This is a genomic window from Burkholderia crassaminum (assembly GCF_964265005.1).
Lineage (GTDB): Bacteria > Pseudomonadota > Gammaproteobacteria > Burkholderiales > Burkholderiaceae > Burkholderia.
On record NZ_OZ183799.1, the window covers coordinates 1,001,435 to 1,027,341 of the forward strand.

The 25,907-nt window shown below is 68.0% G+C and carries 27 protein-coding genes and 1 tRNA gene; 7 read left to right on the top strand and 21 right to left on the bottom strand.

Translation table 11 applies throughout. The features are described 5' to 3' along the window. From ureA to hemN, 11 genes are all read right to left on the bottom strand, one after another. Positions 1-303, bottom strand: coding sequence for an urease subunit gamma (gene ureA / locus ACPTTF_RS04540; protein ID WP_006406310.1), 303 nt, complete (start codon positions 301-303; stop codon positions 1-3). A gap of 236 nt (positions 304-539) precedes the next feature. Further along, a complete protein-coding gene (locus tag ACPTTF_RS04545) occupies positions 540-1,415 on the bottom strand; it encodes an urease accessory protein UreD (RefSeq protein WP_423370406.1) in 876 nt (291 codons plus the stop codon). Positions 1,416-1,593: 178 nt separating this feature from the next. Then, positions 1,594-2,286 carry an urea ABC transporter ATP-binding subunit UrtE gene (gene urtE, locus ACPTTF_RS04550; protein WP_423370407.1) on the bottom strand — a complete coding sequence of 231 codons (693 nt, stop codon included), beginning with the start codon at positions 2,284-2,286 and terminating at the stop codon, positions 1,594-1,596. A gap of 4 nt (positions 2,287-2,290) precedes the next feature. Then, positions 2,291-3,148 carry an urea ABC transporter ATP-binding protein UrtD gene (urtD, locus tag ACPTTF_RS04555; protein ID WP_027788161.1) on the bottom strand — a complete coding sequence of 286 codons (858 nt, stop codon included), beginning with the start codon at positions 3,146-3,148 and terminating at the stop codon, positions 2,291-2,293. Further along, the gene (urtC, locus tag ACPTTF_RS04560; RefSeq protein WP_423370408.1) at positions 3,145-4,332 is read right to left on the bottom strand and encodes an urea ABC transporter permease subunit UrtC; all 1,188 of its coding nucleotides are present in this window, start codon (positions 4,330-4,332) and stop codon (positions 3,145-3,147) included. The genes urtD and urtC overlap by 4 nt, the downstream gene beginning before the upstream one ends. 1 nt (position 4,333) lies before the next feature. Beyond that, positions 4,334-5,953 carry an urea ABC transporter permease subunit UrtB gene (gene urtB / locus ACPTTF_RS04565; protein WP_423370409.1) on the bottom strand — a complete coding sequence of 540 codons (1,620 nt, stop codon included), beginning with the start codon at positions 5,951-5,953 and terminating at the stop codon, positions 4,334-4,336. 101 nt (positions 5,954-6,054) lie between these two features. Then, the gene (gene urtA / locus ACPTTF_RS04570) at positions 6,055-7,362 is read right to left on the bottom strand and encodes an urea ABC transporter substrate-binding protein (RefSeq protein WP_166957188.1); all 1,308 of its coding nucleotides are present in this window, start codon (positions 7,360-7,362) and stop codon (positions 6,055-6,057) included. 438 nt (positions 7,363-7,800) lie between these two features. After that, positions 7,801-8,124, bottom strand: coding sequence for a rhodanese-like domain-containing protein (locus ACPTTF_RS04575; protein WP_166957190.1), 324 nt, complete (start codon positions 8,122-8,124; stop codon positions 7,801-7,803). A 14-nt stretch (positions 8,125-8,138) separates the two neighbouring features. Continuing rightward, positions 8,139-8,795 carry a protein-L-isoaspartate O-methyltransferase family protein gene (locus ACPTTF_RS04580; protein WP_166957192.1) on the bottom strand — a complete coding sequence of 219 codons (657 nt, stop codon included), beginning with the start codon at positions 8,793-8,795 and terminating at the stop codon, positions 8,139-8,141. 104 nt (positions 8,796-8,899) lie between these two features. After that, complete coding sequence (locus tag ACPTTF_RS04585) at positions 8,900-9,157, bottom strand: hypothetical protein (protein ID WP_049033582.1); 258 nt, start codon at positions 9,155-9,157, stop codon at positions 8,900-8,902. Positions 9,158-9,236: 79 nt separating this feature from the next. Further along, positions 9,237-10,628 (bottom strand): oxygen-independent coproporphyrinogen III oxidase, encoded by a 1,392-nt coding sequence (gene hemN, locus ACPTTF_RS04590; protein WP_423370410.1) that lies wholly within the window; start codon positions 10,626-10,628, stop codon positions 9,237-9,239. Between the two features lie 172 nt (positions 10,629-10,800). Here hemN and ACPTTF_RS04595 point away from each other — a divergent pair, with 172 nt between their 5' ends. From ACPTTF_RS04595 to ACPTTF_RS04605, 3 genes are all read left to right on the top strand, one after another. Further along, complete coding sequence (locus tag ACPTTF_RS04595; protein ID WP_423370411.1) at positions 10,801-11,118, top strand: YkgJ family cysteine cluster protein; 318 nt, start codon at positions 10,801-10,803, stop codon at positions 11,116-11,118. Positions 11,119-11,245: 127 nt separating this feature from the next. Beyond that, the gene (locus tag ACPTTF_RS04600; protein ID WP_166957198.1) at positions 11,246-11,827 is read left to right on the top strand and encodes a DUF1439 domain-containing protein; all 582 of its coding nucleotides are present in this window, start codon (positions 11,246-11,248) and stop codon (positions 11,825-11,827) included. 81 nt (positions 11,828-11,908) lie between these two features. Then, on the top strand, positions 11,909-12,739 hold the full coding sequence (locus ACPTTF_RS04605) for an undecaprenyl-diphosphate phosphatase (RefSeq protein WP_423370412.1): 831 nt from the start codon (positions 11,909-11,911) through the stop codon (positions 12,737-12,739). Positions 12,740-12,831: 92 nt separating this feature from the next. Here the strand turns inward: ACPTTF_RS04605 and trmB are convergent, their stop codons facing one another. The 5 genes from trmB to ACPTTF_RS04630 all read right to left on the bottom strand — a co-directional run bounded on the left by trmB (position 12,832) and on the right by ACPTTF_RS04630 (position 17,320). After that, entirely contained in the window at positions 12,832-13,599 is a 768-nt protein-coding gene (gene trmB / locus ACPTTF_RS04610) for a tRNA (guanosine(46)-N7)-methyltransferase TrmB (RefSeq protein WP_423370413.1), read from the bottom strand. Between the two features lie 133 nt (positions 13,600-13,732). Continuing rightward, a tRNA-Gly gene (locus tag ACPTTF_RS04615) sits at positions 13,733-13,807 on the bottom strand. 143 nt (positions 13,808-13,950) lie between these two features. After that, positions 13,951-14,580: an SGNH/GDSL hydrolase family protein gene (locus tag ACPTTF_RS04620; protein WP_423370414.1), complete on the bottom strand. Its 630-nt coding sequence runs from the start codon at positions 14,578-14,580 to the stop codon at positions 13,951-13,953. Between the two features lie 299 nt (positions 14,581-14,879). Next, complete coding sequence (locus ACPTTF_RS04625; RefSeq protein WP_423370415.1) at positions 14,880-15,965, bottom strand: hypothetical protein; 1,086 nt, start codon at positions 15,963-15,965, stop codon at positions 14,880-14,882. 191 nt (positions 15,966-16,156) lie between these two features. After that, on the bottom strand, positions 16,157-17,320 hold the full coding sequence (locus ACPTTF_RS04630) for a helix-turn-helix transcriptional regulator (RefSeq protein WP_423370416.1): 1,164 nt from the start codon (positions 17,318-17,320) through the stop codon (positions 16,157-16,159). A gap of 387 nt (positions 17,321-17,707) precedes the next feature. Between ACPTTF_RS04630 and ACPTTF_RS04635 the strand changes: the two genes are divergently transcribed. Next, complete coding sequence (locus ACPTTF_RS04635; RefSeq protein WP_423370417.1) at positions 17,708-18,868, top strand: enolase C-terminal domain-like protein; 1,161 nt, start codon at positions 17,708-17,710, stop codon at positions 18,866-18,868. An 11-nt stretch (positions 18,869-18,879) separates the two neighbouring features. Here the strand turns inward: ACPTTF_RS04635 and ACPTTF_RS04640 are convergent, their stop codons facing one another. The 3 genes from ACPTTF_RS04640 to ACPTTF_RS04650 all read right to left on the bottom strand — a co-directional run bounded on the left by ACPTTF_RS04640 (position 18,880) and on the right by ACPTTF_RS04650 (position 21,054). After that, a complete protein-coding gene (locus tag ACPTTF_RS04640) occupies positions 18,880-19,506 on the bottom strand; it encodes a LysE/ArgO family amino acid transporter (RefSeq protein ID WP_423370418.1) in 627 nt (208 codons plus the stop codon). A 126-nt stretch (positions 19,507-19,632) separates the two neighbouring features. Continuing rightward, entirely contained in the window at positions 19,633-19,974 is a 342-nt protein-coding gene (locus ACPTTF_RS04645; RefSeq protein ID WP_059709748.1) for a DMT family transporter, read from the bottom strand. 150 nt (positions 19,975-20,124) lie between these two features. Further along, positions 20,125-21,054 carry a LysR substrate-binding domain-containing protein gene (locus ACPTTF_RS04650; RefSeq protein WP_423370419.1) on the bottom strand — a complete coding sequence of 310 codons (930 nt, stop codon included), beginning with the start codon at positions 21,052-21,054 and terminating at the stop codon, positions 20,125-20,127. A 170-nt stretch (positions 21,055-21,224) separates the two neighbouring features. Between ACPTTF_RS04650 and ACPTTF_RS04655 the strand changes: the two genes are divergently transcribed. The 3 genes from ACPTTF_RS04655 (at position 21,225) to scpB (ending at position 24,638) form a co-directional block, all read left to right on the top strand. After that, positions 21,225-22,547: an MFS transporter gene (locus ACPTTF_RS04655; RefSeq protein ID WP_423370420.1), complete on the top strand. Its 1,323-nt coding sequence runs from the start codon at positions 21,225-21,227 to the stop codon at positions 22,545-22,547. A 61-nt stretch (positions 22,548-22,608) separates the two neighbouring features. After that, positions 22,609-23,832, top strand: a complete 1,224-nt coding sequence (locus tag ACPTTF_RS04660) for a CaiB/BaiF CoA transferase family protein (protein WP_423370421.1) — start codon at positions 22,609-22,611, stop codon at positions 23,830-23,832. Continuing rightward, positions 23,829-24,638, top strand: a complete 810-nt coding sequence (gene scpB, locus ACPTTF_RS04665; protein WP_423370422.1) for a methylmalonyl-CoA decarboxylase — start codon at positions 23,829-23,831, stop codon at positions 24,636-24,638. The genes ACPTTF_RS04660 and scpB overlap by 4 nt, the downstream gene beginning before the upstream one ends. A 117-nt stretch (positions 24,639-24,755) precedes the next feature. Here scpB and ACPTTF_RS04670 read toward each other — a convergent pair whose 3' ends face one another. Together ACPTTF_RS04670 and ACPTTF_RS04675 are read right to left on the bottom strand one after the other, a co-directional pair. Further along, entirely contained in the window at positions 24,756-25,295 is a 540-nt protein-coding gene (locus ACPTTF_RS04670; protein WP_423370423.1) for a chromate transporter, read from the bottom strand. Further along, positions 25,292-25,903: a chromate transporter gene (locus ACPTTF_RS04675; RefSeq protein WP_423370424.1), complete on the bottom strand. Its 612-nt coding sequence runs from the start codon at positions 25,901-25,903 to the stop codon at positions 25,292-25,294. Before ACPTTF_RS04675 ends, ACPTTF_RS04670 begins: the two co-directional genes overlap by 4 nt. Positions 25,904-25,907 lie beyond the last annotated feature (4 nt).

Sequence of the window (25,907 nt, forward strand, 5' to 3'; positions counted from 1 at the left end):
TCACGGAATCGGGTGGTGGACGGTCACGAGCTTCGTGCCGTCGGGGAAGGTCGCTTCGACCTGGATGTCGGGAATCATCTCCGGCACGCCGTCCATCACGTCGTCGCGCGTGAGCAGCGTCGTGCCGTAATGCATCACCTCGGCGACCGTCTTGCCGTCGCGCGCGGCTTCCATCAGCGCGGCGGTGATGAAGGCGACCGCCTCCGGATAGTTGAGCTTCAGGCCGCGCGCGCGACGGCGCTCGGCCAGCAGCGCTGCCGTGAAGATCAGCAGCTTGTCCTTCTCTCGGGGAGTCAGTTTCATGAAGGCAAACGTTCAGGAAAACGTAATTTTTATCGGTGCGTGCGCAACGGAGCGAACGCGCGGGTCATCGTAGCACCGCGCTGTTTTGCGTGCGTTGCGTATCGGTTATGTAAGGAGCAAGGCGCGTGCCATGCCTGTCGCATGGTGCGCGATGCGCGTTCGTGGTGCGTCGTGCATGGGTAACGTGCAGCGCCTGATGAGGCGTTGCGCTGAAACGGTGCGCGGCGCGAACGCGCTCAGGTTTGCCAGAGGCGCAGCGGCCGAGCGTCGACGCCGTGCACGATCGGCCGCAGATGCAGCCAGCAGTCGGTGAAGTGGCGTTGCAGCGCTTCCATCGATGTCGACAGCGCGCGCACGAGCACCACGCCGGGTGTCACGCAGGTCGCGCCCGCGCGCAGCGTGTCGTCGAACGGCATCCGGGCTGCGAGCGATTCGGCCAGCGCGGCGTCGCACGCGGCGCCGGCGGCCCACAGCGTGCCGTATGCGGGAAAACCGGCGAGGCCCTGCAGTGCGCCGCGCAGCGGATCGCGTGCGTCGAGCAGCGCGCGTTCGGTCCACAGCGGCCGGCCGTCGGCATCGACGAGCGCCGAGGTCGACGCGATGCGTCCTGCCGACCAGGTTTCGCCGGCCGCCTGCCGGCCGAGCTGCGTCGCGTCCCAGCCGATCGCGCTCGCGCCCGTGCCGAGCGTCACCGTGAAATCGAGCGACGCATGCGCTGCGTCGAAGAACAGGTTGTTCTGCGGCAGCCAGTCGAGCTTCGCGTCACGGCCGACCGTGATGCCGATGCGCTGCGTCGCGTCGAGGCCGTTCGACTTGTACCACTTGGTCGCGCCGGGTGTCGTCAAAACCGCATGCGTGCCGTCGCCGAGCGCGATGTCGATGTCGAGCCGGTCGCCGCCCGCGACGCCGCCCGGCGGATGGACGATCACCGCATGGCAGATCGCGTCGCCTTCCGGGTACAGCGGCCGCTGTACGCGCAGCGGGCCGTCGTGCAGCCGGTGCGCGAGCGTCGTGCGCGCGCCGTGCCGCTCGAAGCCGAGTTCGAGGCGGCCGCGCCACGACTTGGCGACGGCGGGGCGGGACAGCGGGGCGTGCGAATCGGGGGCGGACATCGGCAGCGAACGGGAAACGAAGGAAACGGGCGCGAAGAACGTGGATACTACCGGAACAATAATGCAGATGCCGCGTTCGTTGAAAGCGCCGCGTGCGGGCGCGTCGCGAACCGGCCGCCGGTACCCGTTGCCGTGCCTACCGCGGTGCCTGCCGCCGTGCCTACCGCCGTGCCGCGCGTCACACCGCGATCAGCTCGCGCACGCCGTTCGCTTCCATGTCCCGCGCGTCGCCGCCCGCGACGATCTCGCCGCGGCTCATCACCCAGTAGCTGTCCGCGATCGATTGCGCGAAGTCGTAATACTGTTCGACGAGCAGCACGGTCATCCTCGATTCGTCGACGAGCTGGCGCAGCGTGCGGCCGATGTCCTGGATGATCGACGGCTGGATGCCTTCGGTCGGCTCGTCGAGGATCAGCAGCTGCGGCTCGCTCATCAGCGCGCGGCCGATCGCGAGCTGCTGCTGCTGGCCGCCCGACAGGTCGCCGCCGCGCCGCGCGCGCATGTCTTTCAGCACCGGGAACAGGTGGTAGATGCGGTCGGGCACCTTCGACGGCGCTTTCCGGCTTGCCGCGCCGACCAGCAGGTTTTCCTCGACGGTCAGCCGCGGAAAGATGTCGCGGCCCTGCGGCACGTACGCGAGCCCGGCGGCGACGCGCGCATACGGCGGCAGTGCGCCGAGCGCCGTGCCGCGCCACGACACGCTGCCGCTTTTCGCGGCGACGACCCCCATCAGGCAGCGCAGCAACGTGCTCTTGCCGACGCCGTTGCGGCCCAGCAGCACGGTGAGCTTGCCGTCGTCGGCGGCGAGGCTCACGTTGCGCAGGATATGGCTGCCGCCGTAGTACTGGTTCAGTGCATCGATCTTCAGCATCGCATCATCGTCCGAGGTAAGACTCGATCACCGCGTCGTCGCGCTTGACCTGGTCGAGCGTGCCTTGCGCGAGCACCGCGCCTTCGGCCATCACCGTCACGCGGCCCGTGTCGCCCGCGAGTGCCGCGACGAATTCCATGTCGTGCTCGACGACCATCATCGAGCAGGTGCCGCGCAGCGTGTTCAGCAGTTCGGCGAGTTCCATCGTCTCGTGATCGGTCATCCCGGCCGCCGGCTCGTCGAGCAGCAAGAGGGCAGGGCGCTGCATCAGCAGCATGCCGATCTCGAGCCGCTGCTTCTGCCCGTGCGACAGCTCGCCCGCCGCGCGATACGCGTCGCTTTCGAGGCCGATCAGCGCGAGCGTCTCCTCGATCTTCGCCTGCGCGGTGCGGTCGAGCCGCGCGCGAAGCGACGCGAGCCAGCCCTTGTCGGTCTGCATCGCGAGCTCGAGGTTCTCCCACACCGGATGCTGTTCGAACACGGTCGGCTTCTGGAACTTGCGACCGATCCCCGCGCGCGCGATTTCCGGCTCGTTCATGCGCGCGAGGTCGATGGTCTGGCCGAGAAACACCTTGCCCGCATCGGGGCGCGTCTTGCCGGTGATCACGTCCATCATCGTCGTCTTGCCCGCACCGTTCGGGCCGATCACGCAGCGCAGCTCGCCCGCGTCGATCGCGAGCGACAGCTTCTTCAGGGCGCGGAAGCCGTCGAAGCTCACCTCGATATCCTCGAGGTAGAGGATCGTGCCGTGCGACGTGTCGATGCCGGGCGGCACCACGCGCCCCATCGACGCGGTGCCGCTGACGGCCAGCAGTTCGTCCTCGGGCGGTGGCGTGAATTGATAGAGGGCCGTTCCGTTCATGCGCGTTTTCCTTTTGCGAGCACGGCTTCGACGAGGCCCATGATCCCGCGCGGCAGCAGCAGCGGCACGAGCACGAAGATCAGGCCGAGGAAGAACAGCCAGTATTCGGCGAAGTAAGCGGTAAAGAAGCTCTTCGCGCCGTTCACCGCGAACGCGCCGATGATCGGCCCGATCAGCGTGCCGCGCCCGCCTACCGCGACCCAGATCGCCATCTCGATCGAGTTGCCGGGCGACATCTCGCCGGGGTTGATGATGCCGACCTGCGGCACGTACAACGCGCCCGCGATGCCGCACAGCACGGCGGATACGGTCCACACGAACAGCTTGTACGCGAGCGGGCTGTAGCCGAGGAACATCAGCCGCGTCTCGCCGTCGCGCACCGCGGTGACGACGCGCCCGAGCTTGCTCGTGACGATCGCGCGCGCGGCGATGAACGCGAGCACGAGTGTCGCGAACGTGAGCAGCAACAGCACCGTGCGCGTGCCGGGCGACGTGACCGCGAAGCCCGCGATGCGCTTGAAGTCGGTGAAGCCGTTGTTGCCGCCGAAGCCGGTTTCGTTGCGATAGAACAGCAGCATCGCGGCGAACGTCAGCGCCTGCGTGATGATCGACAGGTACACGCCTTTCACGCGCGAGCGGAACGTGAAGAAGCCGAACACCCAGGCGAGCACGGCCGGCACGAGCACGACGAGCGCGAGCGCCCACGCGAGGTGCTGCGTGCCGCTCCAGTACCAGGGCAACTGATGCCAGTCGAGAAACACCATGAAATCGGGCAGGTCGCTGCCGTACTTGCCGTCACGGCCGATCTCGCGCATCAGGTACATGCCGATCGCATAGCCGCCGAGCGCGAAGAAGAGGCCGTGGCCGAGGCTCAGGATGCCGCAGTAGCCCCACACGAGATCGAGCGCGAGCGCGGCGATCGCGTAGCACATAAGCTTGCCGGCGAGCGTCATCGTGTAGGCGGACAGATGGAGCGCGCTCGACTCGGGCACGACGAGCGAGGCGAGCGGCACGCCGATGCCGATCGCGATGCACAGCGCGATCAGCGCGAGCCACGCGCGTCGCGACAGCAGCGCGGGGCGGGGCGGCAGGCCAAGCGCGAAACCGTCTGCCGCGCGTGCGTCGGCAGCCGGCTGCGGCGCATCGGCGACCGGGTTGGACAGCGAATGGGTGAATGAAGTCACGTCAAGCCTCCGCACTGCGGCCCTTCGGGGCGAACATGCCCTGCGGACGTTTCTGGATGAACAGCACGATCATCACGAGCACCGCGATCTTCGCGAGCACGGCGCCCCAGAACGGTTCGATCGCCTTGCTCGCGAGGCCGAGCCCGAAGCCGCCGAGCACGGTGCCGGCGATCTGCCCGACACCGCCGAGCACGACCGCCATGAACGAATCGATGATGTAGTTCTGGCCGAGGTCGGGGCCCACGTTGCCGATCTGCGACAGTGCGCAGCCGCCGAGGCCCGCGATGCCCGCGCCGAACGCGAATGCGTACGCGTCGACACGCGCGGTCTTCACGCCGACGCACGCGGCCATCCGGCGGTTCTGCGTGACCGCGCGCACGAACAGGCCGAGCCGCGTCTTCGTCAGCACGGCCCACGCAACGAATACCACCGCGAGCGCGAACGCGAGGATCGCGAGCCGGTTGTACGGCAGGATCAGGTTCTGCATCACGCTCACGCCGCCGCTCATCCACGACGGGTTCACGACCTGCACGTTCTGCGCGCCGAACAGCATGCGCGTCGCCTGGATCAGGATCAGGCTCACGCCGAAGGTCGCGAGCAGCGTCTCCAGCGGGCGGCCGTACAGGTGCCGCAGCACGAGCCGTTCGAGCACGATGCCGACGAGCGCGGCCGTCACGAACGACACCGGCACGGCGGCGAGCGGATACCAGTCGAACGCGCCGGGCGCGTAGCGCTGGATCAGCGTCTGCACGACATAGGTTGCGTACGCACCGATCATCAGGAATTCGCCGTGCGCCATGTTGATCACGCCGATCAGCCCGTACGTGATCGCGAGGCCGAGTGCGGCGAGCAGCAGCACGCTGCCGAGCGACAGGCCGGCGAACAGCGTGCCGACGATCTCGCCGCGGCGCTGCAGCGAATGCAGTGCGTCGAGCCCCTGCTGCGCGGCGTCACGCACGCGCGCATCGGGCTCCGCGTAGCTGCCGTCGGCGTTCTTCGCGACGAGCGGGCGCAACTGTTCGATCATGTCGAGATCGTGGCGCGCGGCCACCACCTGCACGGCTTCGAGACGCTTCGACGGGTCGGCGTCGTGCAGCGCGGCGATCGCCCACAATGCATCGAGGCGGCGCTTCAGCGCGGGATCGGTTTCCTTTGCACGGGCGCGGTCGATCATCGGCTTGAGCGCCGGATCGGGCGATTTCAGCAACGCATCGATCGCGTCGCGGCGCGCGGCGACATCGGGCGACGCGAGCGCGAGCCCCGACAGCGCGCCCGCGATCTTCGTGCGCAGCAGGTTGTTCAGCATCACGGGCTGCGCGTCGCCAGCCGGCGTCGCGGCCTGCGTGAGCGCATCGTGAGCGGTGTCGCCGGTCTGGATCAGCAGGCGGCCGTCGCCGGTCGCGAGCGCGTCGCCGCTCGACAGCGCGTTGAGCAGCGTGACGGCGCGCGGGTCGGGATCGGCGGCGAGCCGTTCGATTGCGGCCGTCTTCGCGTCGAAGTCGTCGCCGGCGAGCGCGGCGGTATCGGTGGCCGTCAGCGCGAACGCGGCGCGCGGCAGCCCGCCCGCGAGGGCGGCGCACGCGACGATCGCGACGGCGGCTCGGCGAAAGCGTGTAGGCATCGGGAAATCCTGTCGGGCGTGGGGAAGCGGATGCAGGCGGCGATGCGCGGGCGCTTGCGGTGCGTCGGCAAGCGCGCCGGAGCGCGACGCCCCGCGTCGCGTCAGGCGAGCGCCGCGCGCTGCCGGCGCAGGAACGCCGGGATCGACGTGACGATGTCCGGCTTGCCCTGGTTGCCCGCGATGAACGGGCTCCACGGTTGCGCGCGCACTGCGGTCTTGGTCTTCCACACGACGTTGAACTGCCCGTCGCCGCGAATCTCGCCGATCATCACCGGCTTGTGCAGGTGATGGTTGCCGTCCATCGCGAGCGTGAAGCCCGACGGCGCGGCCACGGTCTGGCCGATCATCGCGACGCGCACCTTGTCGACGTCGGTGCTCTTCGCCTTTTCGACGGCCTGCTTCCACATGTGGATGCCGACGTAGGTCGCCTCCATCGGATCGTTGGTCACGCGCTTCGCGCCGCCCGGCAGGTTGTTCGCCTTCACCCACGCGGCGAACTGGTCCTTGAACTTCGTGTTGGTCGGGTTCTTCACCGACATGAAGTAATTCCACGCGGCAAGGTGGCCGACGAGCGGCTTCGTGTCGATCCCGCGCAGTTCTTCCTCGCCGACCGAGAACGCGACGACCGGCACGTCGGTCGCCTTGATCCCCTGGTTGCCGAGCTCCTTGTAGAACGGCACGTTCGAGTCGCCGTTGATCGTCGAGATCACGGTCGTCTTGCCGCCTTGCGAGAAGTTCTTGATGTTCGCGACGATGGTCTGGTAATCGCTGTGGCCGAACGGCGTGTAGACCTCCTGAATGTCGGCGTCCTTCACGCCCTTCGATTTCAGGAACGCGCGCAGGATCTTGTTGGTCGTGCGCGGATACACGTAGTCGGTGCCGAGCAGGAAGAAGCGCTTCGCGCCGCCGCCTTCCGCGCCCATCAGGTACTCGACGGCCGGGATCGCCTGCTGGTTCGGCGCTGCGCCCGTATAGAACACGTTGCGCGACATTTCCTCGCCTTCGTACTGAACCGGGTAGTAGAGCAGCCCGTTCAGCTCCTCGAACACCGGCAGCACCGACTTGCGCGACACCGATGTCCAGCAGCCGAACACGCAGGCGACCTTGTCCTGCGTGAGCAGCTGACGCGCCTTCTCGGCGAACAGCGGCCAGTTCGACGCGGGATCGACCACCACGGGCTCGAGCTTGCGGCCCATCACGCCACCGCTCTTGTTGATGTCGGCGATCGTCATCAGCGCGGTGTCCTTCAGCGACGTCTCCGAGATCGCCATCGTGCCCGACAGCGAATGCAGGATGCCGACCTTGATCGGGCCGGTGCCCGCATCGGCCGCGTGCGCGAACGGGCTCTTGCCCGCGAGCGCGAGTGCGCCGGCCATCGAACCGAACTTCAACAGACTGCGACGTTTCATCGGGTTCCCCTTGACGTGTTGGATATGCGTGCGCCGTGACGGCGTCGGCCAAGGGGTAACGCAAGGCATGTGCCAGTCGTGCGGATGCACGTCCGGCGTGCCTGCGCGGGGCGGTGCGTGGCGTCGGGACGGTGCGCATGACGCGTCGTGCAGCATGCGCGGTCCGTCGCGGTGCAGGTTCACGGGCGCAAATGGTGCACGGTCGGGGTTCCCCGTTCCGGCGCCTGCACGCGGTGCGGGAACGGCCGCGCACCAGGACTTCGCACCACGCGCGCACGGCGCGGGCGCAGCGCGGTGCCGCAGGTCAGACGACGCCGAAACAAACCGGAGCGGGAAAGAGAAACGGGCGCGCCATGCGCGCCCGTTCGGCGAATCAGTGTGACCGGCGGCAGGGTGCCGGCGGCCGGTGCGGCGGCGCGTGATGCGCCACCGGCAGGATCAGTAGCGCGGCACGGACGGATCGACGTCGCGCGACCACGCGTCGATCCCGCCTTGCAGGTTGTACAGCTTCGTGAAGCCGCGCGATTCGAGGAACATCGCGACCTGCGCGCTGCGCATCCCGTGATGGCATACGCAGACGATTTCCGCTTCGTCGTCGAGCTCTTCGCTGCGCGCGGGAATCTGCTGCATCGGAATCGACACGCTGCCGGCGATGTGCGCGGTCGCGATTTCCCACGGTTCGCGCACGTCGAGCACGACCGGCGCGGGGCGCGCCTTGTCGCCGAGCCATGCCGCGAGCATCGCGGCGGTCAGGATCTGCATGGAGGCTCCGCCGCTCAGAACTTGAAGCGCGACGGCTCGATCGCGTTGACGAGGTGGTCGATGTACGTTTCGAACACGTCGGCGACGCGGTACTGCTTGTCGTCGATGCGCGTGATGATCTGCGCCTTCATCACCGGACGGCCGCCGACGAATGCCGCGAGGCGGCCGCCGACCTTCAGCTGCTCGAGCATTTCCTGCGGCACGACGGGCAGGCCGCCCGCGACGCAGATCACGTCATACGGCGCCTTGCCGGCCCAGCCGCGCGAACCGTCGCCGAGGACGACTTCCGCGTTGGTCACGCCGTCGTTGCGGAGGTTGTCTTCCGCGAATTTCGCGTTGGTCGGATCGATCTCGACGGCCGTCACGTGCTGTGCACGGTGCGCGAACAGTGCGGCGAGGTAGCCCGAGCCGGCGCCGATGATGAGCACGTTCTCGTGCTTCTTGACCGTCAGCTCCTGCAGCACGCGCGCTTCGACGCGCGGGAACAGCATCTTGCTGTTGCCGCCGGGCAGCGGCAGTTCGAGGTCGGCGAACGCGAGATCACGGTATGCGGCCGGAACGTAGTTTTCACGCTTGACGATCGACAGCAGGCCCAGGACGTCGAGATCCAGCACGTCCCACGGCCGGATCTGTTGTTCGATCATGTTGAAACGCGCGTTTTCGATATTCATGGTGTGGTCACGCAGCCTGGTCGGCCATCAGCGGGGATAGAGAAACTTCGTGATTGTACCAAACGGGGCGGCCGCGAAGCCTTCAGGCGGCCTGCAACAGACCTTTACCCCTTGCTCTTCTTGATCTGCGCCTCGAATGCAAGGTCGAGCTTGCTCGCCTTGCGCGGCTTTTGGGGGCCGAATTCGTCGACGAACTTGACGAACTCGTCGAGCGGCAGCGGCTCGCAGCGCTTCTCGGCGGTGCCGCCCGAGCGGTCGACGAGATAGAACAGGCCGCCCGCCATCGCGACGGCCGCGAATTGCGGGTTGCCGGAGCGGGTCTTCAGGCGTTCGACCGCGTGGGTCGCTTTGGTGGTGCGCATCGTGCGGATTCTGGCGGAGCGTAAGCCCCACACTGTATCAAACCGGCCGCCCGCGTGCGGCCGGCCGGGGCCGTCGAGCTCAGACCGTGCGCGAATAGCGCTGCTGCTGGGTCTGGCCGAGATACGCGTCGAATGCCATCGCGATGTTGCGCACGACCATCCGGCCGGCCGGATGGATCGTCAGGCGGTCGCTCGCGATCGTCAGCAGCCCGTCGCGCTCGAACGGGCGCAGCGTGTCGAGCTCGCGCGCGAAATGATCGGCGAAGCGGATGCCGTGTGCGGCCTCGACATGCGAGAACGGCAGGTCGAGGTTGCACATCAGTTGCGTGATCACGTCGCGGCGCAGCCGGTCGTCGGGCGTGAGCCGCACGCCGCGCGCGATCGGCAGGCGGCCCGCGTCGAGCGCGGCGCCGTAGGCGGGCAGGTCCTTCGCGTTCTGCGCGTAGACATCGCCGACCTTGCCGATCGATGACACGCCGAAGCCGACGAGGTCGGTATCCGCGCGCGTGCTGTAGCCCTGGAAATTGCGCTGCAGCGTGCCGTTCTTCTGCGCGCGCACGAGCTCGTCGGACGGCCGCGCGAAGTGGTCCATCCCGATGTACACGTAGCCGGCCGACGTCAGCATGTCGATCGCGAGGCCGAGCAGCGCGATGCGCGTTTCCGGCGGCGGCAGCGTCGCATCGTCGATCTGCCGCTGCATCTTGAACAGGTGCGGCATGTGCGCGTAGCCGAACACCGACAGCCGGTCGGGCGCGAGTTCGATGATCGTTTCCAGTGTGCGCGCGAAGACGGAAACGGTCTGGTGCGGCAGCCCGTAGATCAGGTCGACGCTCACCGAATGAAAGCCCGTCGTGCGCGCGGCGGAGAGCAGGTCGGCCGTCATCGCAAGCGGCTGGATGCGGTTGATCGCCTGCTGCACGACCGGATCGAAGTCCTGCACGCCGAGGCTCAGCCGGTTGAAGCCGATCGTGCGCAGGTGGACGAGCGTCGCGGGCGTGACCGTGCGCGGGTCGATCTCGATCGAGAATTCGGCGTCGGCATCCGGCGCGAGTGCAAAGTGCTCGCGGGTGGCCGCCATCAGCTCGGCCGTTTCGTCGTCGGACAGGAAGGTGGGCGTGCCGCCACCCCAGTGCAGCTGCGTGACCGGGCGCGCGGGATCGAACAAGGCGGCCTGCAGCGTCATCTCGCGCTTGAGTTGGTCGAGATACGGGCGTGCGCGGCGGTGGTTGTTGGTCGCGATCTTGTTGCAGCCGCAGTAGAAGCACGCGGTGTTGCAGAACGGGATGTGGAAGTACAGCGACAGCTCGCTCGACGAGGCGCCCGGGTCGCTCGCCGCGCGCACATAGTCGGCCGGGTCGAAATCGTCGCGGAATTGCAGCGCGGTGGGGTACGACGTATAGCGCGGCCCGTTCGCGCCGTATTTCGCGAGCAAATCGGGACGGAACACTGTGTCGGCAGAACCGGAACGCATGATGATCTCGCGCTTTTTAGATGCTTTCGAGTATATAAACGCGCGATTGAGCTGCATTGTGTAATAACGTCGCAGCCGGCGATGGCACAATGCGGGGTGCGGCTGCCGGCACCGCGTCCGGTTGCCGCACCGTTTTTTGTTGTTCGTTCGAGAGAGCCGAGTGTCCGTCGAAATGCCTGTCCGCCCGGCGCCTGCCGATGTCCTGCCGCCGCATGCGTGCCGCGAAGGCTGCGGCGCGTGCTGCATCGCGCCGTCGATTTCCAGCCCGATTCCGGGCATGCCCGACGGCAAGCCGGCCGGCGTGCGCTGCGTGCAGCTCGGCGACGATCTTCGATGCAGGATCTTCGGCCGGCCCGAGCGCCCCGCGTGCTGTTCCGGGTTGCAGCCGTCCGCGGAGATGTGCGGCGCATCGCGCGACGACGCGCTCGCGTGGCTCACGCGCCTGGAAGTCGCGACGCAGCCGTCACCGCGGCGCGGCGCACGGCGATAGCGGGCTGCCCGCTGCGCTCGATGCGCAGACCGCGCACGGAACCCGCCGCGCGCGTGGACGCACTAACCTCGATCGATTGCCCGGCATGGGCCGGCGCCGCCGCGCCCGATACAGGAGATTGTTCAGCATGACCGCAACCCGCGCGCCCGGCCGGCGCAGTTTTCTCGCCGCATGCGTCGGCGCCGTCGGCGTGATCGTGTCGCTCGCCGCGTGCGCGTCGACGTTCCCGTTCATCCCCGATCACTACACGTTCTCGCGCGGCGACGTGCAGAAAGCCGTCGCGCGCAAGTTCCCGTACCAGAAGACGGTCGCGCAGGTCGTCGACGTGTCGCTCGCGAACCCGGCCGTCAACCTGCTGCCCGACCAGAACCGCGTCGCCGTGCAGCTCGACGCGCATTTCACGAGCCCGTTCCTGCGCGCGCCCGTCAGCGGCAAGTTCACCGTGTCGGGCCAGCTTGCTTACGACGCGCCGAGCCGCTCGGTCGTGCTGAAGTCGCCGGCCGTCGACAGCCTCGCGCTCGACGGCGACGCGCAGATGTACGCGCAGCAGGTCGGCGCGGCCGCCGGCCTGCTCGCGACGCAGTTGCTGACCAACTATCCGATCTACACGTTCAAGCCCGAACAACTGCAATTTGCCGGGGTGAACTACGAACCCGGTACAATTACGATTCTTACAAACGGCATACGCGTGGCGATCGTCGAAAAATGACGACGAACCGCGCTCGGCCGGAGGGGGGCCGCGCGTGGAAGAGTGGCCCATTCATTCGACCATTTCGGAGTTGGGCCACGGATGGACTGGATCCTGATCTGCAAGGCTTTGATCCTCGGCGTCGTCGAGGGGCTGACGGAATTCCTGCCGGTGTCGAGTACCGGGCACCTGATCGTCGCGGGCAGCTTCCTGAATTTCAACGATTCGCACGCGAAGACCTTCGACGTCGTGATCCAGTTCGGCGCGATCCTCGCGGTCTGCTGGGAATACCGGCAGCGGATCGCGTCCATCGTGTCCGGGCTGCCGAGCCGGCCTGAAGCGCGGCGCTTCACGTTGAACGTCGTGATCGCGACCATTCCCGCGGTTGCGCTCGGCCTCCTGTTCGAGAAGAAGATCAAGGCCGTGCTGTTCTCGCCGGTGCCCGTCGCGTTCGCGCTCGTCGTGGGCGGTGCGATCATCCTGTGGGCTGAGGCGCGCCAGCGCGAACGCAGCGAGCCGCCGCGCGTGGTGTCGGTCGATGCGCTGACGCCGCTCGATGCGCTGAAGGTCGGGATCGCGCAGTGCTTCGCGCTGGTGCCCGGCATGTCGCGCTCGGGCTCGACGATCATCGGCGGGATGCTGTTCGGTCTCGACCGGCGCGTGGCCACCGAATTCTCGTTCTTCCTCGCGATTCCGATCATCTTCGGCGCGACGCTCTATGAAACCGTCAAGGACTGGCAGGCGTTCACCGTCGATTCGCTCGGCCTGTTCGCGCTCGGCCTCGTCGCGGCGTTCGTCAGTGCGTTCGTGTGCGTGCGCTGGCTGCTGCGCTACGTTGCGACGCACGATTTCACGGTGTTCGCGTGGTACCGGATCGCGTTCGGGCTGTTCGTGCTGCTGGTCGGGTACAGCGGCTGGCTGAACTGGGCGTGATGCCGATACGGCGGCCGATGCGCCACCGATAAAAAAGGCCCGCTCGGTAGATGCCGGTCGGGCCTTTTTCCATTCGGGGCAGGGGGAGTCGTTCAGCCTGCGCGCTTGCGGAACACCAGGTCCCACACGCCGTGGCCGAGCCGCAGCCCGCGCCGTTCGAACTTCGTCACCGGGCGGTAGTCGGGGCGCGGCGCGTAGTCGGCGGCCGTGTTTTCGAGCGTCGGCTCCGCGCCGAGCACTTCCAGCATCTGTTCCGCGTAGTTCTGCCAGTCGGTCGCGCAGTGAATGTATGCGCCGGGCTTCAGGCGCGACGCGAGATGCGCGACGAGCGGCGGCTGGATCAGCCGGCGCTTGTGGTGGCGCGCCTTGTGCCACGGGTCGGGGAAGAAGATGTGCACGCCGTCGAGACTTTCCGGCGCGAGCATGTGCTCGAGCACCTCGACCGCGTCGTGCTGGATGATGCGGATGTTCGGCAGATCCTGCTCGCCGATCAGTTTCAGCAGCGCGCCGACGCCCGGCTCGTGCACTTCGACGCCGAGGAAGTCGTCGCCGGGGCGGTGCGCGGCGATTTCCGCGGTCGACGCGCCCATCCCGAAGCCGATCTCGAGGATGCGCGGCGCGCTGCGGCCGAACACCGCGTTCCAGTCGGGCAGCTCCGGCGCATACGGCACCACGAAGCGCGGGCCGAATTCGTCGAGCGCACGGCGCTGGCCGGTCGACACGCGGCCGGCACGCGTCACGAAGCTGCGGATACGGCGGTGGTGCAGCGGATTGACTGCGTCGGCGCCTTCGGCGGCTTCGTCGGGAATGGCGTCGTCGTGCGGCGGCAGGCCGGCTTCGTTCGGATCGTCGTGCATCATCGGTACAGAGAAAGGCTCGGTTGCGGGCGAGGGCCCGTTGCGCGCAGCAGTGCGCCGGGTGAACCGGCACATGGTACAAAAAAGCCGCCTTCGACGAGGCGGCTTTTGCGCAGGCTGCGATGCAGCCGGAAAGTGGAGCGGGCGATGGGAATCGAACCCACGTCATCAGCTTGGGAAGCTGAGGTAATGGCCATTATACGACGCCCGCAGAACGCGTGATTCTACAGGGATTTGCCGGGATGTGGCAAGCGGGCGGTTTCGAGAACGGCAAAACCGGCGTCGCCGGATGAAGAAGCGGGGGTTTTGCTTTCGACGCGGGATCGTTTCCTGCCGCGCGCATCGAATCCGCGATCAATTCGCGGCAAGACGCTTGCAAATCAGCTGTTCGACCATCGGACGCACCGCCTGCGCAACCCGGCCATATCCGGCAGGCGTCAGGTGTTGCCCGTCGGGCTGGTGTTCGTCCGGCGGAACCAGGTGGTTCCATTCGTCGATCATCGGCACGTCGAGTTGCGCCAGCGCCTCCCGCTTCTCCTCGCCCGCGCTCAGCACGACACCGATCTTGCGGGCTTGCAGCCGCTGAACGATTCCGCCGATGTTCTTCTCCGTCTCCTCGGGGCTCAGCGCGAAGTGACGGCGTGTCGAATTCGCATCGTTGCCGCCCGGCTGGAAAATGACGATATCGGTGCCGTTCGGAACCGCACTGTCCAGCTTGTCCAGTTCCTCGCGTGTCGTGATGCCGTTTACGCCTTCGTTCTTCACGGTCACCGTATAACCATCGGCAATGAGCAATTTTTCGAGCTGTGCCGGATAGGCATCGCTGCGCGCCAGGTTCTTGCCGTAGGTGTTGCTTCCGCCGAATGCGACGATGCGGACGGGATGCCCGACTGCCGCCGCGCAGGGCTGACCGCCCGCTACGGTCCGGGATGCGGCATCCTGCCCCCGGGCCGTGGTGGCCGACAGGCAGAGCACGGTCATCATGGCCGCGATGATAGGTGGTCTCATGGAACTCAATCCCGTCGATTGTCGTTCAGACGATTCTAGTCGCAGGAACGGTGGTTTTCCGCGATTTCGGGTTCAGGCAAAGGTGCGCTTTCAGGTTCAATTCGCACGCACGAACGCACGCATTCGCGCAAAAGCGAAAGGGCGTGATCGGGCGAACCGCGCCGACGCACTGCGCATCGGTGCGGCCCGGCGTTTCAGGTCTCGGCAACCAGCAGACCGGTGGCATGTCGCGAAACCGGAGCCCGCCCGCCGCGCGCCCCGGTTTCGCACGAGCTTCAGAACGTCACCGCCGCCTTCAGGCTGTCGATGGCCGCCGCATTCACGCGCACCTGGAAGTTCTGCGTGTAGTTCACCGTATAGCCGTTCGTCGTGCCCGGTGCCGCGACCGGGTATGCACTGCCGCCGATGACGGTGCCGTCCTTGATCAGGTTGCCGGTGTACACGTTGCCGTTGATCTCGTAATAGGTGTGATACATCGGCGTCGTGCGGTTCGGCCGCAGCGCGTTCGCGACGTAGGTCGTGATGCCGCCCACCTGCGTCATCGCACCGTTGCTCAGCGTATAGGTCGTCTGGTCGCTGCTCGACTGGATGCCGCCCGCGGCCATCAGCGCCGCGATCGTCGTGCCGGTCGCGGTCGGGTCGGGCGACGTGCCGGTTGTCAGCGTCTTGTTGTCGGTCACCTGGTACACGTCGCCGATTTCAGTTTCGGTGTACTTAAGATAGGCCGCGCCAGAAGACCACGTCGCGGTGCCGTTCAGCAGCTTCGGGTTGTAGTACAGCGCATTGAACCACTGCGCGAGATCGGTCGGTGCGCCGGCCACCGTGCCCGTCAGCGGCACGTTCGAGAAATTCGAGCGCAGCGTGCTCTGGACGATCGTGACGCCGTCCGTCGCGAGCGTGTCCGCGCGCACGCCGCTGCCCTGGTAGCTGATGTTCGTGATGAACTGCGGCCCGGAGTCGACGACGATCTTGCCCGCAACGAGGTAGCGGGTCGGCGCGGTCGACGCGGTCGTGATCGCCAGCGTGCTCGCGATCGACGCCGGGGCGGACATCGTCGTCTTCTGGGTGCCGGTGGACGGCGACGCGGCAAGCGATGACGAGCCCGCGATGAAGTAGTTCGTGCCGGTGGCCGGCACGCCCGATGCGGGCAGGTCGATCGACGTGCGGAACGACAGGTTCGGCGCGAGCGCGAAGCTTTCGTAGGTCGTCTGGTCGGCGCTGAGCGTCGACGTCGGGCTCGACGACGACGGCGAGCCGCTCGAGCCGCTGGATGGGCCCGATGAATCGTCGCCGCCGCAGGCGGCGAGCAGGACCGAGAGGCCGCACGCGCAGGAGGCGGCATAGCCGAGATGCTTTTTCATGGAATAACCCCCGAACTTCATCTTGTGAGAATGGACGACGCAGCCGCCGGATGCGACGTGCGAGCAAAATATAGCGAGCGTCGCCAGGGCGGTCCATTCCACAAACGGGGGGTATGAGCGCACGGCTCAACGATGTTTCATCGAGCTTGCTGTGTACGGGCGGTGCATCGCGGCGTGCACCGCGCACGCGTTCAGTCGAACGCGTTCAGCGGCAGGTTCAGCATCAGGCGCATCAGCTCGGACTGGCGATTGGTCGCCGTTTTCCGGTAGATCGCCTGCAGCTGCTTGCGCACGGTGTCGTGCTGGATGCCGGCGCGCGACGCGATTTCCTTGGTCGACAGCCCTTCGCCGAGCAACTGGCACGCACGCACTTCAGCGGGCGTCAGATTGAATGCCGCGCCGAGCAGGTCCGAATCGACGGGCGGCGCGGAATCGGGGTGATAGAACAGCAGCATCACGAGCGGCCGCAGCCCGAACGCACCGCTCACGCGCGGCGGCACGAGCAGCGTGAAGAACGCGTACAGCGTTTCGCCGACGAGGCCCGGCGCGGCCGGCGCGGTGATCGGCAGCGAACGGTAGGCGGAGACTTCTTCGGCCGGCACGTCGCCGCCGCGCGTCAGGCCTTCGAGCCGTTCGCACTCCGCGCGAAACGACTCGCGATAGCCCGCCGGCAGTTGCAGCTTGCCGTCGGCGAGACCGACGAGCGACGTCGATGCAAGCAGGCGCGTCGCCGCTTCGTTCGCGAGCACGACGCCGCCATCGGTGGTCAGCAGCATCACGGGCTGCCTCAGCTTGTTGACGAGCGCGTGTCCGACCAGCGCCTTGGTCGAGAACGTGTAGTTCTGCAGCTGCATTCGCACGGCACGTATCAGGTGCGGAATGAGCCGGTCGAGAAAGCGGACCTCGTCGGGCCCGAGCGGCTGTTCGCCGACGGCACGCAGCGCGGAAAAGATCACGCACACGTTCTCGTCGTCGACCAGCTTGCAGCCCGACACATAACGTCGGCCGACCGGAATCAGGAACTCCTGGTAGAACGGGTCGCGCGCGACGAAGTCGTCGTCGAACAACTCGTGGCAATGGATCCATTCTCCCGGCGCGCGTTGCTGCATGAGAGCCATGCGCGGATCGATGCTGCCGTATTTCTGGATATACGCGAGTTCGCCGTCGACGGGCAGGTTGAAGCCGTCGCTGTAGGAAAGCGAGCCTTGTTTCTTGTCGATGGCCAGCATGTGGACGGCGCTCGCGTCGATGGCCTTGCCGAGCGCGGTAAAGAAGCCGGACCAGCCGGACGGGTCGGCGACGGCGTCATAAAGCAGATGAATGATGTCTTCGTAGCGCTCGGTCGACAGATCCATCGGGATCTCCCCTGTGTTCCGCTTGATATGACGCGCCGGGCGGTGCGGTTCCGCATGCCTGATGTCGAGGCGGCAGGCACGATTCCCGTGATCCGGTTGCGAGCGGACGGCGGTTGCACGTCGGCGAGCGTGGGGGGATCGGATCGTCGGGTCGTCGACCACTCTACACGCGGCCGATTTCCATTGGCTTACCGTGAAGCTTGCGATCGACCGAATGGCGATGCGGCGCCGGCGAGGCTGCGCGAAGCCGTGCCGGTCGCGGCCGCCGGCGCAATCCCGTTCGAGCGTCTATGATGCAGCGCGTGTGCGGCCGCTGCCGGTGGGGCGGCCGTTTCTTCCGATTGTCCGCTTGCCCGTCGTGCCGGGCGGGCTGCCAGGAGCTGGGCCATGCGCATCACCGCGATCCATGAACAGGCGATTCCCGTTTCCCGCTACGCCGACCCGGCCATTCCCTCCGGTGGCCTGACGACGAGTGTCGTCGCGGTGGTCACCGACGTCGTGCGCGACGGCCGTCCGGTGACGGGCTACGGCTACGCATCGGTCGGCCGTTTCGCGCAGGGCGGCCTGATCCGCGAACGGTTCGCGCCGCGCCTGCTGGCCGCTGCCGACACGCTCTCCGACGAAGCCGGCACGAACCTCGACCCGTTGCGCGCCTGGCGCGCGATGATGGCCGGCGAAAAGCCCGGCGGACACGGCGAACGTTGCGTCGCGATCGGCACGCTCGACATGGCGATCTGGGACGCCGCCGCGAAGATCGCGGACCTGCCGCTTCACCGCTTGCTTGCCGACCGGCTCGCCCGCACGCCGGCATCGCGCGTCCGTGTGTACGCGGGCGGCGGCTACCGCTATCCGCACGACGATCTCGCGCGCCTGTCGGACGAGATGCGCCGCATCGCCGATCTCGGCTACACGCACGCGAAGATCAAGATCGGCGGTGCGGATCTCGACGGAGACCGGCGGCGCATCGAAGCCGCCGCCGCGTGCCTCGCCGACAGTTCGCATCTCGCGGTCGACGCGATGAACACGTACGACGCGACGACCGTCGACGTTGCCGCGGCGATGCTCGAGCCGTTCGGTCTCTGGTGGTTCGAGGACATCTGCGATCCGCTCGACCTGCCGCTTCAGGCGGACATCGCCACGCGCTACGCCCCGCCGATCGCAGCCGGCGAAGCGCTGTTCTCGCTCGCGGAAGCAAAGCTGCTCGACCGCTACGGCGGCCTGCGTCCCGATCGCGACGTGCTCGTATTCGACCCGGTGCATTGCTACGGGCTGCCGGGTTACCTGCAGATCGTCGAGCACTTCGCATCGCGCGGCTGGCGGCGCGACGCGTTCTGGCCGCATGGCGGCCACCTGTTCTCGCTGCACGTCGTCGCGGCGCTCGGGCTCGGCGGCGCGGAAGTCAATCCGTTCGCATTCGATCCGTTCAGCGGGCTCGCCGATGGCGAAACCGTCGACGCGGGCTTCGCACGCACGCCGCAGGCACCGGGCATCGGTTTCGAGCGGCATGCCGGCGCGCATCGCGTGTTTCGTGCATTAGCGGGCCGCTGACATCCGACGCGTCAAAGCGCGTCGATCGCGAAACGCACCGCGAAGCCGAGCATCATCGCCGCGACGAAAAAATCGAGCACCCGCCACGCGAGCGTGTGCGCGAACCATGCGCGGCACGCGCGTGCGCCGTAGGCAAGCGTCAGGAACCACACGAGCGACGCCGTCATCGCGCCGAGCGCGAACGGCGCGCGTGCGGCGGGCGGGTGGCTCACGATCACGGTGCCGAGCAGCAATACGGTGTCGATCCACGCATACGGATTGAGCAGCGACACGGCGGCCGTCGCGAGCAGCGTGCGCGACAACGCGGGTGCGTGGCGCGCGTGTGAGTCGCCGATGTGCTCCGGCTGCCGCCGCCGGATCGCCGAGCGCAGCGCGAGCAGGCCATACCCGGCGAGATACGCGATGCCGGCCCACAGCGCGGCCGACACCACGTCCGGATGCCGCGACAGCAGCGCGGACAACCCGTGCGCGCCGAGCACGATCAGCAGCGCGTCGCTGCCTGCGCAGACGAGGGCAATGGAGAGCAGGTGGGGGCTCGAGATCGAGCGCTTGATGACGAACGCGTCCTTGGGGCCGACCGACGTGAACAGGGCGGCGCCAAGCAGCAGGCCTTCGACGAAGGCAGAGGTGTCGAGCACGAGTGGGCCGACAACCTCTTAAGCTGAACCGGTGATGGTTACGATGAACGAAACGTTAAGGGGCGCCGGGGGGCGTTGTCAATGCCCCGCCTGGCGCCCGCGTGCCGCCGGCCGTTCCGGCCGCGCTCAGCGTGTTGCCGCCTCGCCGAGGTTGAGCGCGACGAGCGCGCAGACGGTCAGCGCGATGCCGGCGAGCTTCAGCGACGACACCGATTCGTCGAAGCAGACGATGCCGATCACGGCCGTGGCCGCGGTGCTGGCGGCGGCCCAGCTCGCATACGCGAGCCCCATTTCGAGCCGCTTCGTCGCGAGCGCCATCAGCCAGACGGCGCATGCATAACAGACGACGGTGAGCGCGGACGGGAGCGGGCGGGAAAAGCCGGCCGAGTATTTCAGGCCGACGGAGCCGAGTACTTCGGCGAGGACACTGACGCCCAGCAGAAGCCAGGCAGACTGGAGCGGGGACACGAACGGCCTCCTTCCCCCGACGCTTATACCGAGCGGCGAGGAGAAGAGGAGGTGTCAGCGGTACCCAGGATGAAAGGAGCTTAGTCCGCGTGGCGCGGCAGCACAAGGCATGCTGCGCGCCCGTCACGCCCGTCACGCCCGTCACGCCCGTCACGCCTGGCCGGCCTGCCCGGCCGCCCATTCGGGCCGCTGCCCGAGCGTGTCGAGCAGCCGGACGATCTCGGCTTTCACCTTCTGCACCGCGTTGCTGACGAGCGCCGTATCGTGCCAGCACAGCGACAGGTCGCGCGCGAACAGCCGGTGCGCGACCGTCGACAGCTTGAGCTTGCGCTCCTCGATCTCGACGTGCGCGGCCGTCCACGGCAGGATCGTCACGCCGAGCTGCGCCATCACGGCCGCGAACAGCAGCCCGGTCGAACTCGCCTCGAAGCTGATCTCGTACGACAGCCCGGCCTCGCGCATCGCCCAGTCGACGCGGTTGCGGATCGTGTTCGGCGCGCTCGGCAGCACGAGCGGCATCCGCGCGATCGCGTCGAGCGGCACGGGATCGTCCGGCACCGCGAACCCGGGCCAAGTGATCAGGTACAGCGTTTCGGTCAGCAGCCGGTGGATCGCGATGCCGCGCGTGTCGACCGCGTCGACGACGATCGCGAGATCGAGCCGCGCGCGTTCGAGCAACGTGTCGAGATCGGCGCTCGGCGCCTCGATCAGCTCCAGCATGATGCCCGGATAGCGGTCGCGCACCGCGCGGGCGAGCGGAATCGCCAGCACGCGCGCGGTGCTCGACGGCATCCCGACCGTCACGCGGCCCTGCGGTGTTTCTGCGTCGCGGCGCAGCAGGTCGCGCGTGCCGTCGGCCTGGCGCAGCAGTTCGAGCGCATGCCCGTACAGCGTGCGGCCGGCGGCGGTCGGCGCGACGCCGCGCACGCTGCGTTCCAGCAACTGCATCCCGAGATCCTGTTCGAGATTGCGCATCTGCTGGCTCACCGCGGGCTGCGCGACATGCAGCGCCTCGCTCGCGTGCGTGACGTTGCCGCATTCGACGACCTTCACGAAATAGCGCAACTGCCTCAAGTCCATCGCCGTCGTCTCCCGATTCGAGCCATAAGCTAATCCGATCGAGCAAGATGAATATCATATTTTTCTCCGATCGTTGGGGTTTCTATACTCGTCACACAAAAGAGCCAGCCTGCCGGCCATCCCGGACCGGACGCGGCAAAAGCGCCGGCCCCGCCGGCAAGGAGACGAAGATGTTCAAGGCGATCGACGCGTCGGCGGCCGGCGCGAAGCCGCGGCGCACGCTGCTCACGCGCGAGCAGGTCAAGGGCTTCTGGGCCGTGTATGCGGGCTGGGTGCTCGACGGCGTGGATTCGGTGATCTACGCGCTCGTGCTGATTCCCGCGCTGACCGAACTGCTGCCGGCGTCCGGCATCGCGGCGACGCCCGCGAATCTCGGCATGTACGGCTCGATCCTGTTCGCGCTGTTCCTGATCGGCTGGGGGCTGTCGTTCATCTGGGGGCCGCTCGCCGACCGCTTCGGCCGCGTCCGTACGCTCGCCGCGAGCATCCTGATCTATTCCGTATTCACAGGCGCGGCCGCGTTCGTGCACGACGTGTGGGCACTGGCCGCGTGCCGGCTGATTGCCGGGATCGGCGTCGGCGGCGAATGGGCGCTCGCGGGCACCTATGTGGCCGAGAGCTGGCCGGAAGACCGCCGCAAGATGGGCGCCGGCTACCTGCAGACGGGCTACTACTTCGGTTTCTTCATCGCGGCGTGCCTGAACTACACGATCGGCGCGACCTACGGGTGGCGCGCGATGTTCCTGTGCGGGCTCGCGCCCGCGCTGCTCGCGGTGTTCACCGTGATGCGCGTGAAGGAGCCCGGCCAGTGGCGCCGGCATGACGCACGCGACGGCGACGCGGCCGACGCGCGGCGCGCGCATCCGCTGCGCGAAATCTTCGCGCCGGCCTTCCTGCGCCGCACGCTGACGAGCGCGAGCCTCGTCGGCGTCGCGATCGTCGGGCTGTGGGCCGGCTCCGTCTACGAGGCAAGCGCGGTCACCACGCTGGCGGCGCGCGCGGGCATCGACCACATCGGTGCGCTGCGGCTCGCGTCGGTCGGCGCGGCGATCCTGTCGTGCGCGACGATCGCCGGCTGCCTGGTTGCGCCGTGGCTCTCGGAGCGGCTCGGCCGGCGCACGGCGCTCGGCGTGTATTTCGCCGGCATGGCCGCATCGATCGTGTTCGCGTTCGGCTGGGCGTTCTATCAGCCGAACGGGCTCGCGGCGTTCATGGTGTCGCTCGCGTTCCTCGGTTTCTTCGGCGGCAATTTCGCGATCTTCTCGTTGTGGCTGCCCGAGCAGTACCCGACACGTGTGCGGGCCACCGCGTTCGCGTTCAACGCGTCGGTCGGCCGCTTCATCGGCGCAGGCGTGAACTTCCTGCTCGGCGCCGCGATTCACGGCTACGGATCGCTCGGCGTGCCGGTCGCATGGACCGCGGCCGTGTTCGGGCTCGGCATCCTGATCCTGCCGTTCGCGGTTGAAACACGCCACCAGACGCTGCCCGAATGAGCGGTGCGCCGCGATCGTTCGGCAACAAGCCACACCCAGTCATCAATATCAGGAGTCCGGAATGCAGGCATTACAAGGAATCAGGGTCGTCGATCTGAGCCGCGCGCTGTCGGGGCCGTTCTGCTCGATGGTGCTCGCCGATCTCGGCGCCGACGTGATCAAGGTCGAGTCGGGGCCGCACGGCGACATGAGCCGCGCATGGGGGCCGTTCGATCGCGGCGTGAGCACGTACTACCTGTCCTGCAACCGCAACAAGCGCGGCATCTGCGTGGATTTCCGGCAGCCGGCCGGCCTCGACGTCGTGCGCGGGCTGATCGCGCAGGCCGACGTCGTGATCGAGAATTTCAAGGCCGGCACGATGGACGCGATGGGGCTCGGCTACGACGTGCTGAGCGCGCGCGATCCGCGGCTCGTGATGGGCAGCGTCACCGCGTTCGGCCCGCGCGGCCCGTTGCGCGACTGGCCGGGCTTCGACCAGATCGCGCAGGGCTATGCGGGGCTGATGAGCCTCACCGGCTTCCCGGACGGCGAGCCGACCCGCACGGGCACCGCGATCGGCGATCTCAGCTCGGGGATGTGGGTCGCGACCGGCGTGATGGCCGCGCTGTTCGAGCGCGAGCGCACGGGGCGCGGGCAGCATGTCGGCACGTCGCTGCTCGAAAGCCTCGTGTCGCTGCTGAGCGTGCACGGGCAACGCTACCTGAGCCTTGGCGACGTGCCGCGCCGCACCGGCAACGCGCATGCGGTGATCGCGCCGTACGGTGTGTTCGAGACGGCTGACGGGCCGCTCAACCTCGCGCCGATCACGACCGACATGTGGCTACGGCTGTGCCAGTTGCTGGATCTGCCCGACCTGCCGAGCGATCCGCGCTTCGCGACCAACGATGCGCGTGTCGCGCACCGCGACGAACTGAAGGCGTTGCTCGAAAGCCGGTTGCGCACGCGCGGCAAGCGCGAATGGACGCAGCGTTTTGTCGACGCCGGGCTGCCGGCCGGGCCGATCAACACGCTCGACGAAGTGTTCGCCGATCCGCAGCTCGCGCATTGCGGGCTGGTCGAGCCGGTCGCGCATCCGACGCTCGGCACGCTGCGCCAGGTCGTCACGCCGCTCGGCGGGATGGGCGACGAGGTGCCGGCGCCGCGTACTCGCCATGCGCCGCCGCTGCTCGGCGAGCATACGGTCGACGTGCTGCGCGAAGCGGGCTACGGCGACGACGCGATCGACGCGCTGCTGGCCGGGCGCGCGGTCTTCCAGGCGGACGCGGTAGCGGAGGCCGTGCAATGAGCGACACGACGAAACACGATAGCGCGTCGAGCGTGACGGTCGACATGGTCGGCGAGCGGATCGCGCGCGTGCGGTTCGCGAATCCGGCGCGACGGCATGCGCTCGACGCGCCGTTGCTCGATGCGCTCGTCGCGCGCCTCGATGCGCTGGACGAACACCGTCCACCACCCGTCGTGATCCTGTCGAACGACGGCAGCGGCGACGTGTGGAGCGCGGGGCACGACCTGCGCGAACTTGCCGACGATCGCGATCCGCTTGCGTACGGCAAGCCGCTCGAACGGGCGCTGCGGCGCGTGCGGACTTATCCGGGCGCGGTGATCGCGGCGGTGTCGGGTTCGGCGTGGGGCGGGGCGGTCGATCTCGTGATGAGCTGCGACCTGGTGGTCGCGGCACGCGATGCGCGTTTTGCGATGACGCCCGCGAACATCGGCCTGCCGTATTCGACGAGCGGCCTGCTGCGCTTCTACGACAACCTGCCGATCCACGTGCTGAAGGAAATGTTTTTCTGCGCGCAGCCGCTCGATGCGGAACGTGCCGCGCATCACGGGCTCGTGAACCGGCTGGCCGACGCGGGCGGGGTCGACGATGCGGCGCTCGACGTCGCACGCACGATCGCCGCGAAGGCGCCGCTCGCGGTGCACGCGGTGAAGGAACAGTTGCGCGTGCTGCAGGACGCGCGGCCGTTGCCGGCCGACGCGTTCGAGCGGATTGCCGAGTTGCGCCGGCAGGCTTGCGAGGGAGGCGATTTCGACGAAGGGCTGCGCGCGTTCTCGGAGCGGCGCGCGCCGGTGTTTCGCGGTGTCTAGGTGATGTGTGGTGCGAGCGGGGCGCAAGCGGCGAAAAGCGCGCGGACGCGTTCGCGTCGCTGCGCGGGTATCGGTTGCGTCGTTCGCGGCCACCATCGCCTGCCGCGTCGCCGCGCATCACATGCCGAGCGCGTGCACGCCGACGAGCAACAGCGCGCCGATTGCGATCAGCAGCAGCGCATGGACGCGTGTATACATCACGCACAGCGTCGACGCGATCGCGATCGCGCGCGCGGCCCAGCCGCCGTCGAGCACCTGCAGCAGGACCCACACCGACGCGAGGATCATGCCGGCCGCGACCGGGCGCAGGCCGGCCTCGAGCGCGATCTGCCAGCGCGCGCCCTGGTGCCGCCGCCACAGATGCGCGACGCCGTAGATCAGGAACGCCGTCGGGCCGAACAGCGCGAGCGTCGCGATCACCGCGCCCCAGAAGCCGGCCACCTGCCAGCCGATCAGCGTCGCCAGCAGCGAGCCGGGGCCCGGTGCCATCCGTGCGATCGCGAAATCGTTCACGAATTGCGTGGCGGTCATCCAGTGATGCACGTCGACCACCTGCCGCTGGATGTCGGCGATGATCGCCTGCCCGCCGCCGATCGTCGCGATCGACAGCGGCGCGAACACACCGAACAGCGCGGCGTAGCGTTGCGGTGCGGTCATTGTGTGTCACCCCGGCCCGGGGGGGCGGCCGCGCGGCGGTATTCGAGCGCGACGCTCAGCGTGCCGCCGACCAGCACGGTCCACACGAGCGGCCAGTGCAGCACCGCAACCGACACGAAGGTGAGCGCCATCACCGCGAACGGCAGCGCGCGACGCGGCAGGCGGCGCACGGCGGTGATCGCCATCGAGATCGACAGCCCGATCGCCGCAGCCGCCGCGCCGGCGAGCGCGACATGCGTGAGCGGAAAGCGCGTGAGGGTCGAGAACGCGATGCCGAACAGCACGATCAGCACGGCCGGCGGCGCGATGATGCCGGTGAAGCCGGCCACGGCGCCGCGCCATCCGGCGAGCCGGTAGCCGATCCAGATCGCGAGGTTCTTCACGTTGACGCCCGGCAGCGCCTGCGACAGCGCGAGGCCGTTGAGGAACGCCTCCTCGTCGAGCCAGCGGCGCTCGTACACGAAGTCGCGCATCATCCGGCCGCTGAGCCCGCCGCCGAAGCTGGTCAGGCCGATCTGCGAGAACGCAATGAACAGTGCGAGGACGCCGGGCGGCGGCGCATCGCCAGCAGGCGGTGCCGGCGTGGTGGTGGCGGAGGGCGGGGGCATCGGG

Excerpts from the sequence above, each read along its gene's own strand:
- ACPTTF_RS04675 (WP_423370424.1), bottom strand. The coding sequence starts at position 25,903 with ATGCCCCCGCCCTCCGCCACCACCACGCCGGCACCGCCTGCTGGCGAT.
- trmB (WP_423370413.1), bottom strand. The coding sequence starts at position 13,599 with ATGATGCACGACGATCCGAACGAAGCCGGCCTGCCGCCGCACGACGAC.
- hemN (WP_423370410.1), bottom strand. The coding sequence starts at position 10,628 with ATGCGTTCCGGTTCTGCCGACACAGTGTTCCGTCCCGATTTGCTCGCG.
- ACPTTF_RS04585 (WP_049033582.1), bottom strand. The coding sequence starts at position 9,157 with ATGCGCACCACCAAAGCGACCCACGCGGTCGAACGCCTGAAGACCCGC.
- ACPTTF_RS04580 (WP_166957192.1), bottom strand. The coding sequence starts at position 8,795 with ATGAATATCGAAAACGCGCGTTTCAACATGATCGAACAACAGATCCGG.
- urtB (WP_423370409.1), bottom strand. The coding sequence starts at position 5,953 with ATGCCTACACGCTTTCGCCGAGCCGCCGTCGCGATCGTCGCGTGCGCC.
- ACPTTF_RS04605 (WP_423370412.1), top strand. The coding sequence starts at position 11,909 with ATGGACTGGATCCTGATCTGCAAGGCTTTGATCCTCGGCGTCGTCGAG.
- ACPTTF_RS04650 (WP_423370419.1), bottom strand. The coding sequence starts at position 21,054 with ATGGACTTGAGGCAGTTGCGCTATTTCGTGAAGGTCGTCGAATGCGGC.
- ACPTTF_RS04575 (WP_166957190.1), bottom strand. The coding sequence starts at position 8,124 with ATGCAGATCCTGACCGCCGCGATGCTCGCGGCATGGCTCGGCGACAAG.
- urtE (WP_423370407.1), bottom strand. The coding sequence starts at position 2,286 with ATGCTGAAGATCGATGCACTGAACCAGTACTACGGCGGCAGCCATATC.
- ACPTTF_RS04670 (WP_423370423.1), bottom strand. The coding sequence starts at position 25,295 with ATGACCGCACCGCAACGCTACGCCGCGCTGTTCGGTGTGTTCGCGCCG.
- ACPTTF_RS04625 (WP_423370415.1), bottom strand. The coding sequence starts at position 15,965 with ATGAAAAAGCATCTCGGCTATGCCGCCTCCTGCGCGTGCGGCCTCTCG.
- ACPTTF_RS04635 (WP_423370417.1), top strand. The coding sequence starts at position 17,708 with ATGCGCATCACCGCGATCCATGAACAGGCGATTCCCGTTTCCCGCTAC.
- ACPTTF_RS04620 (WP_423370414.1), bottom strand. The coding sequence starts at position 14,580 with ATGATGACCGTGCTCTGCCTGTCGGCCACCACGGCCCGGGGGCAGGAT.
- ACPTTF_RS04655 (WP_423370420.1), top strand. The coding sequence starts at position 21,225 with ATGTTCAAGGCGATCGACGCGTCGGCGGCCGGCGCGAAGCCGCGGCGC.
- ACPTTF_RS04545 (WP_423370406.1), bottom strand. The coding sequence starts at position 1,415 with ATGTCCGCCCCCGATTCGCACGCCCCGCTGTCCCGCCCCGCCGTCGCC.
- urtA (WP_166957188.1), bottom strand. The coding sequence starts at position 7,362 with ATGAAACGTCGCAGTCTGTTGAAGTTCGGTTCGATGGCCGGCGCACTC.
- scpB (WP_423370422.1), top strand. The coding sequence starts at position 23,829 with ATGAGCGACACGACGAAACACGATAGCGCGTCGAGCGTGACGGTCGAC.
- ACPTTF_RS04600 (WP_166957198.1), top strand. The coding sequence starts at position 11,246 with ATGACCGCAACCCGCGCGCCCGGCCGGCGCAGTTTTCTCGCCGCATGC.
- ureA (WP_006406310.1), bottom strand. The coding sequence starts at position 303 with ATGAAACTGACTCCCCGAGAGAAGGACAAGCTGCTGATCTTCACGGCA.
- urtD (WP_027788161.1), bottom strand. The coding sequence starts at position 3,148 with ATGAACGGAACGGCCCTCTATCAATTCACGCCACCGCCCGAGGACGAA.
- ACPTTF_RS04630 (WP_423370416.1), bottom strand. The coding sequence starts at position 17,320 with ATGGATCTGTCGACCGAGCGCTACGAAGACATCATTCATCTGCTTTAT.
- ACPTTF_RS04660 (WP_423370421.1), top strand. The coding sequence starts at position 22,609 with ATGCAGGCATTACAAGGAATCAGGGTCGTCGATCTGAGCCGCGCGCTG.
- ACPTTF_RS04595 (WP_423370411.1), top strand. The coding sequence starts at position 10,801 with ATGCCTGTCCGCCCGGCGCCTGCCGATGTCCTGCCGCCGCATGCGTGC.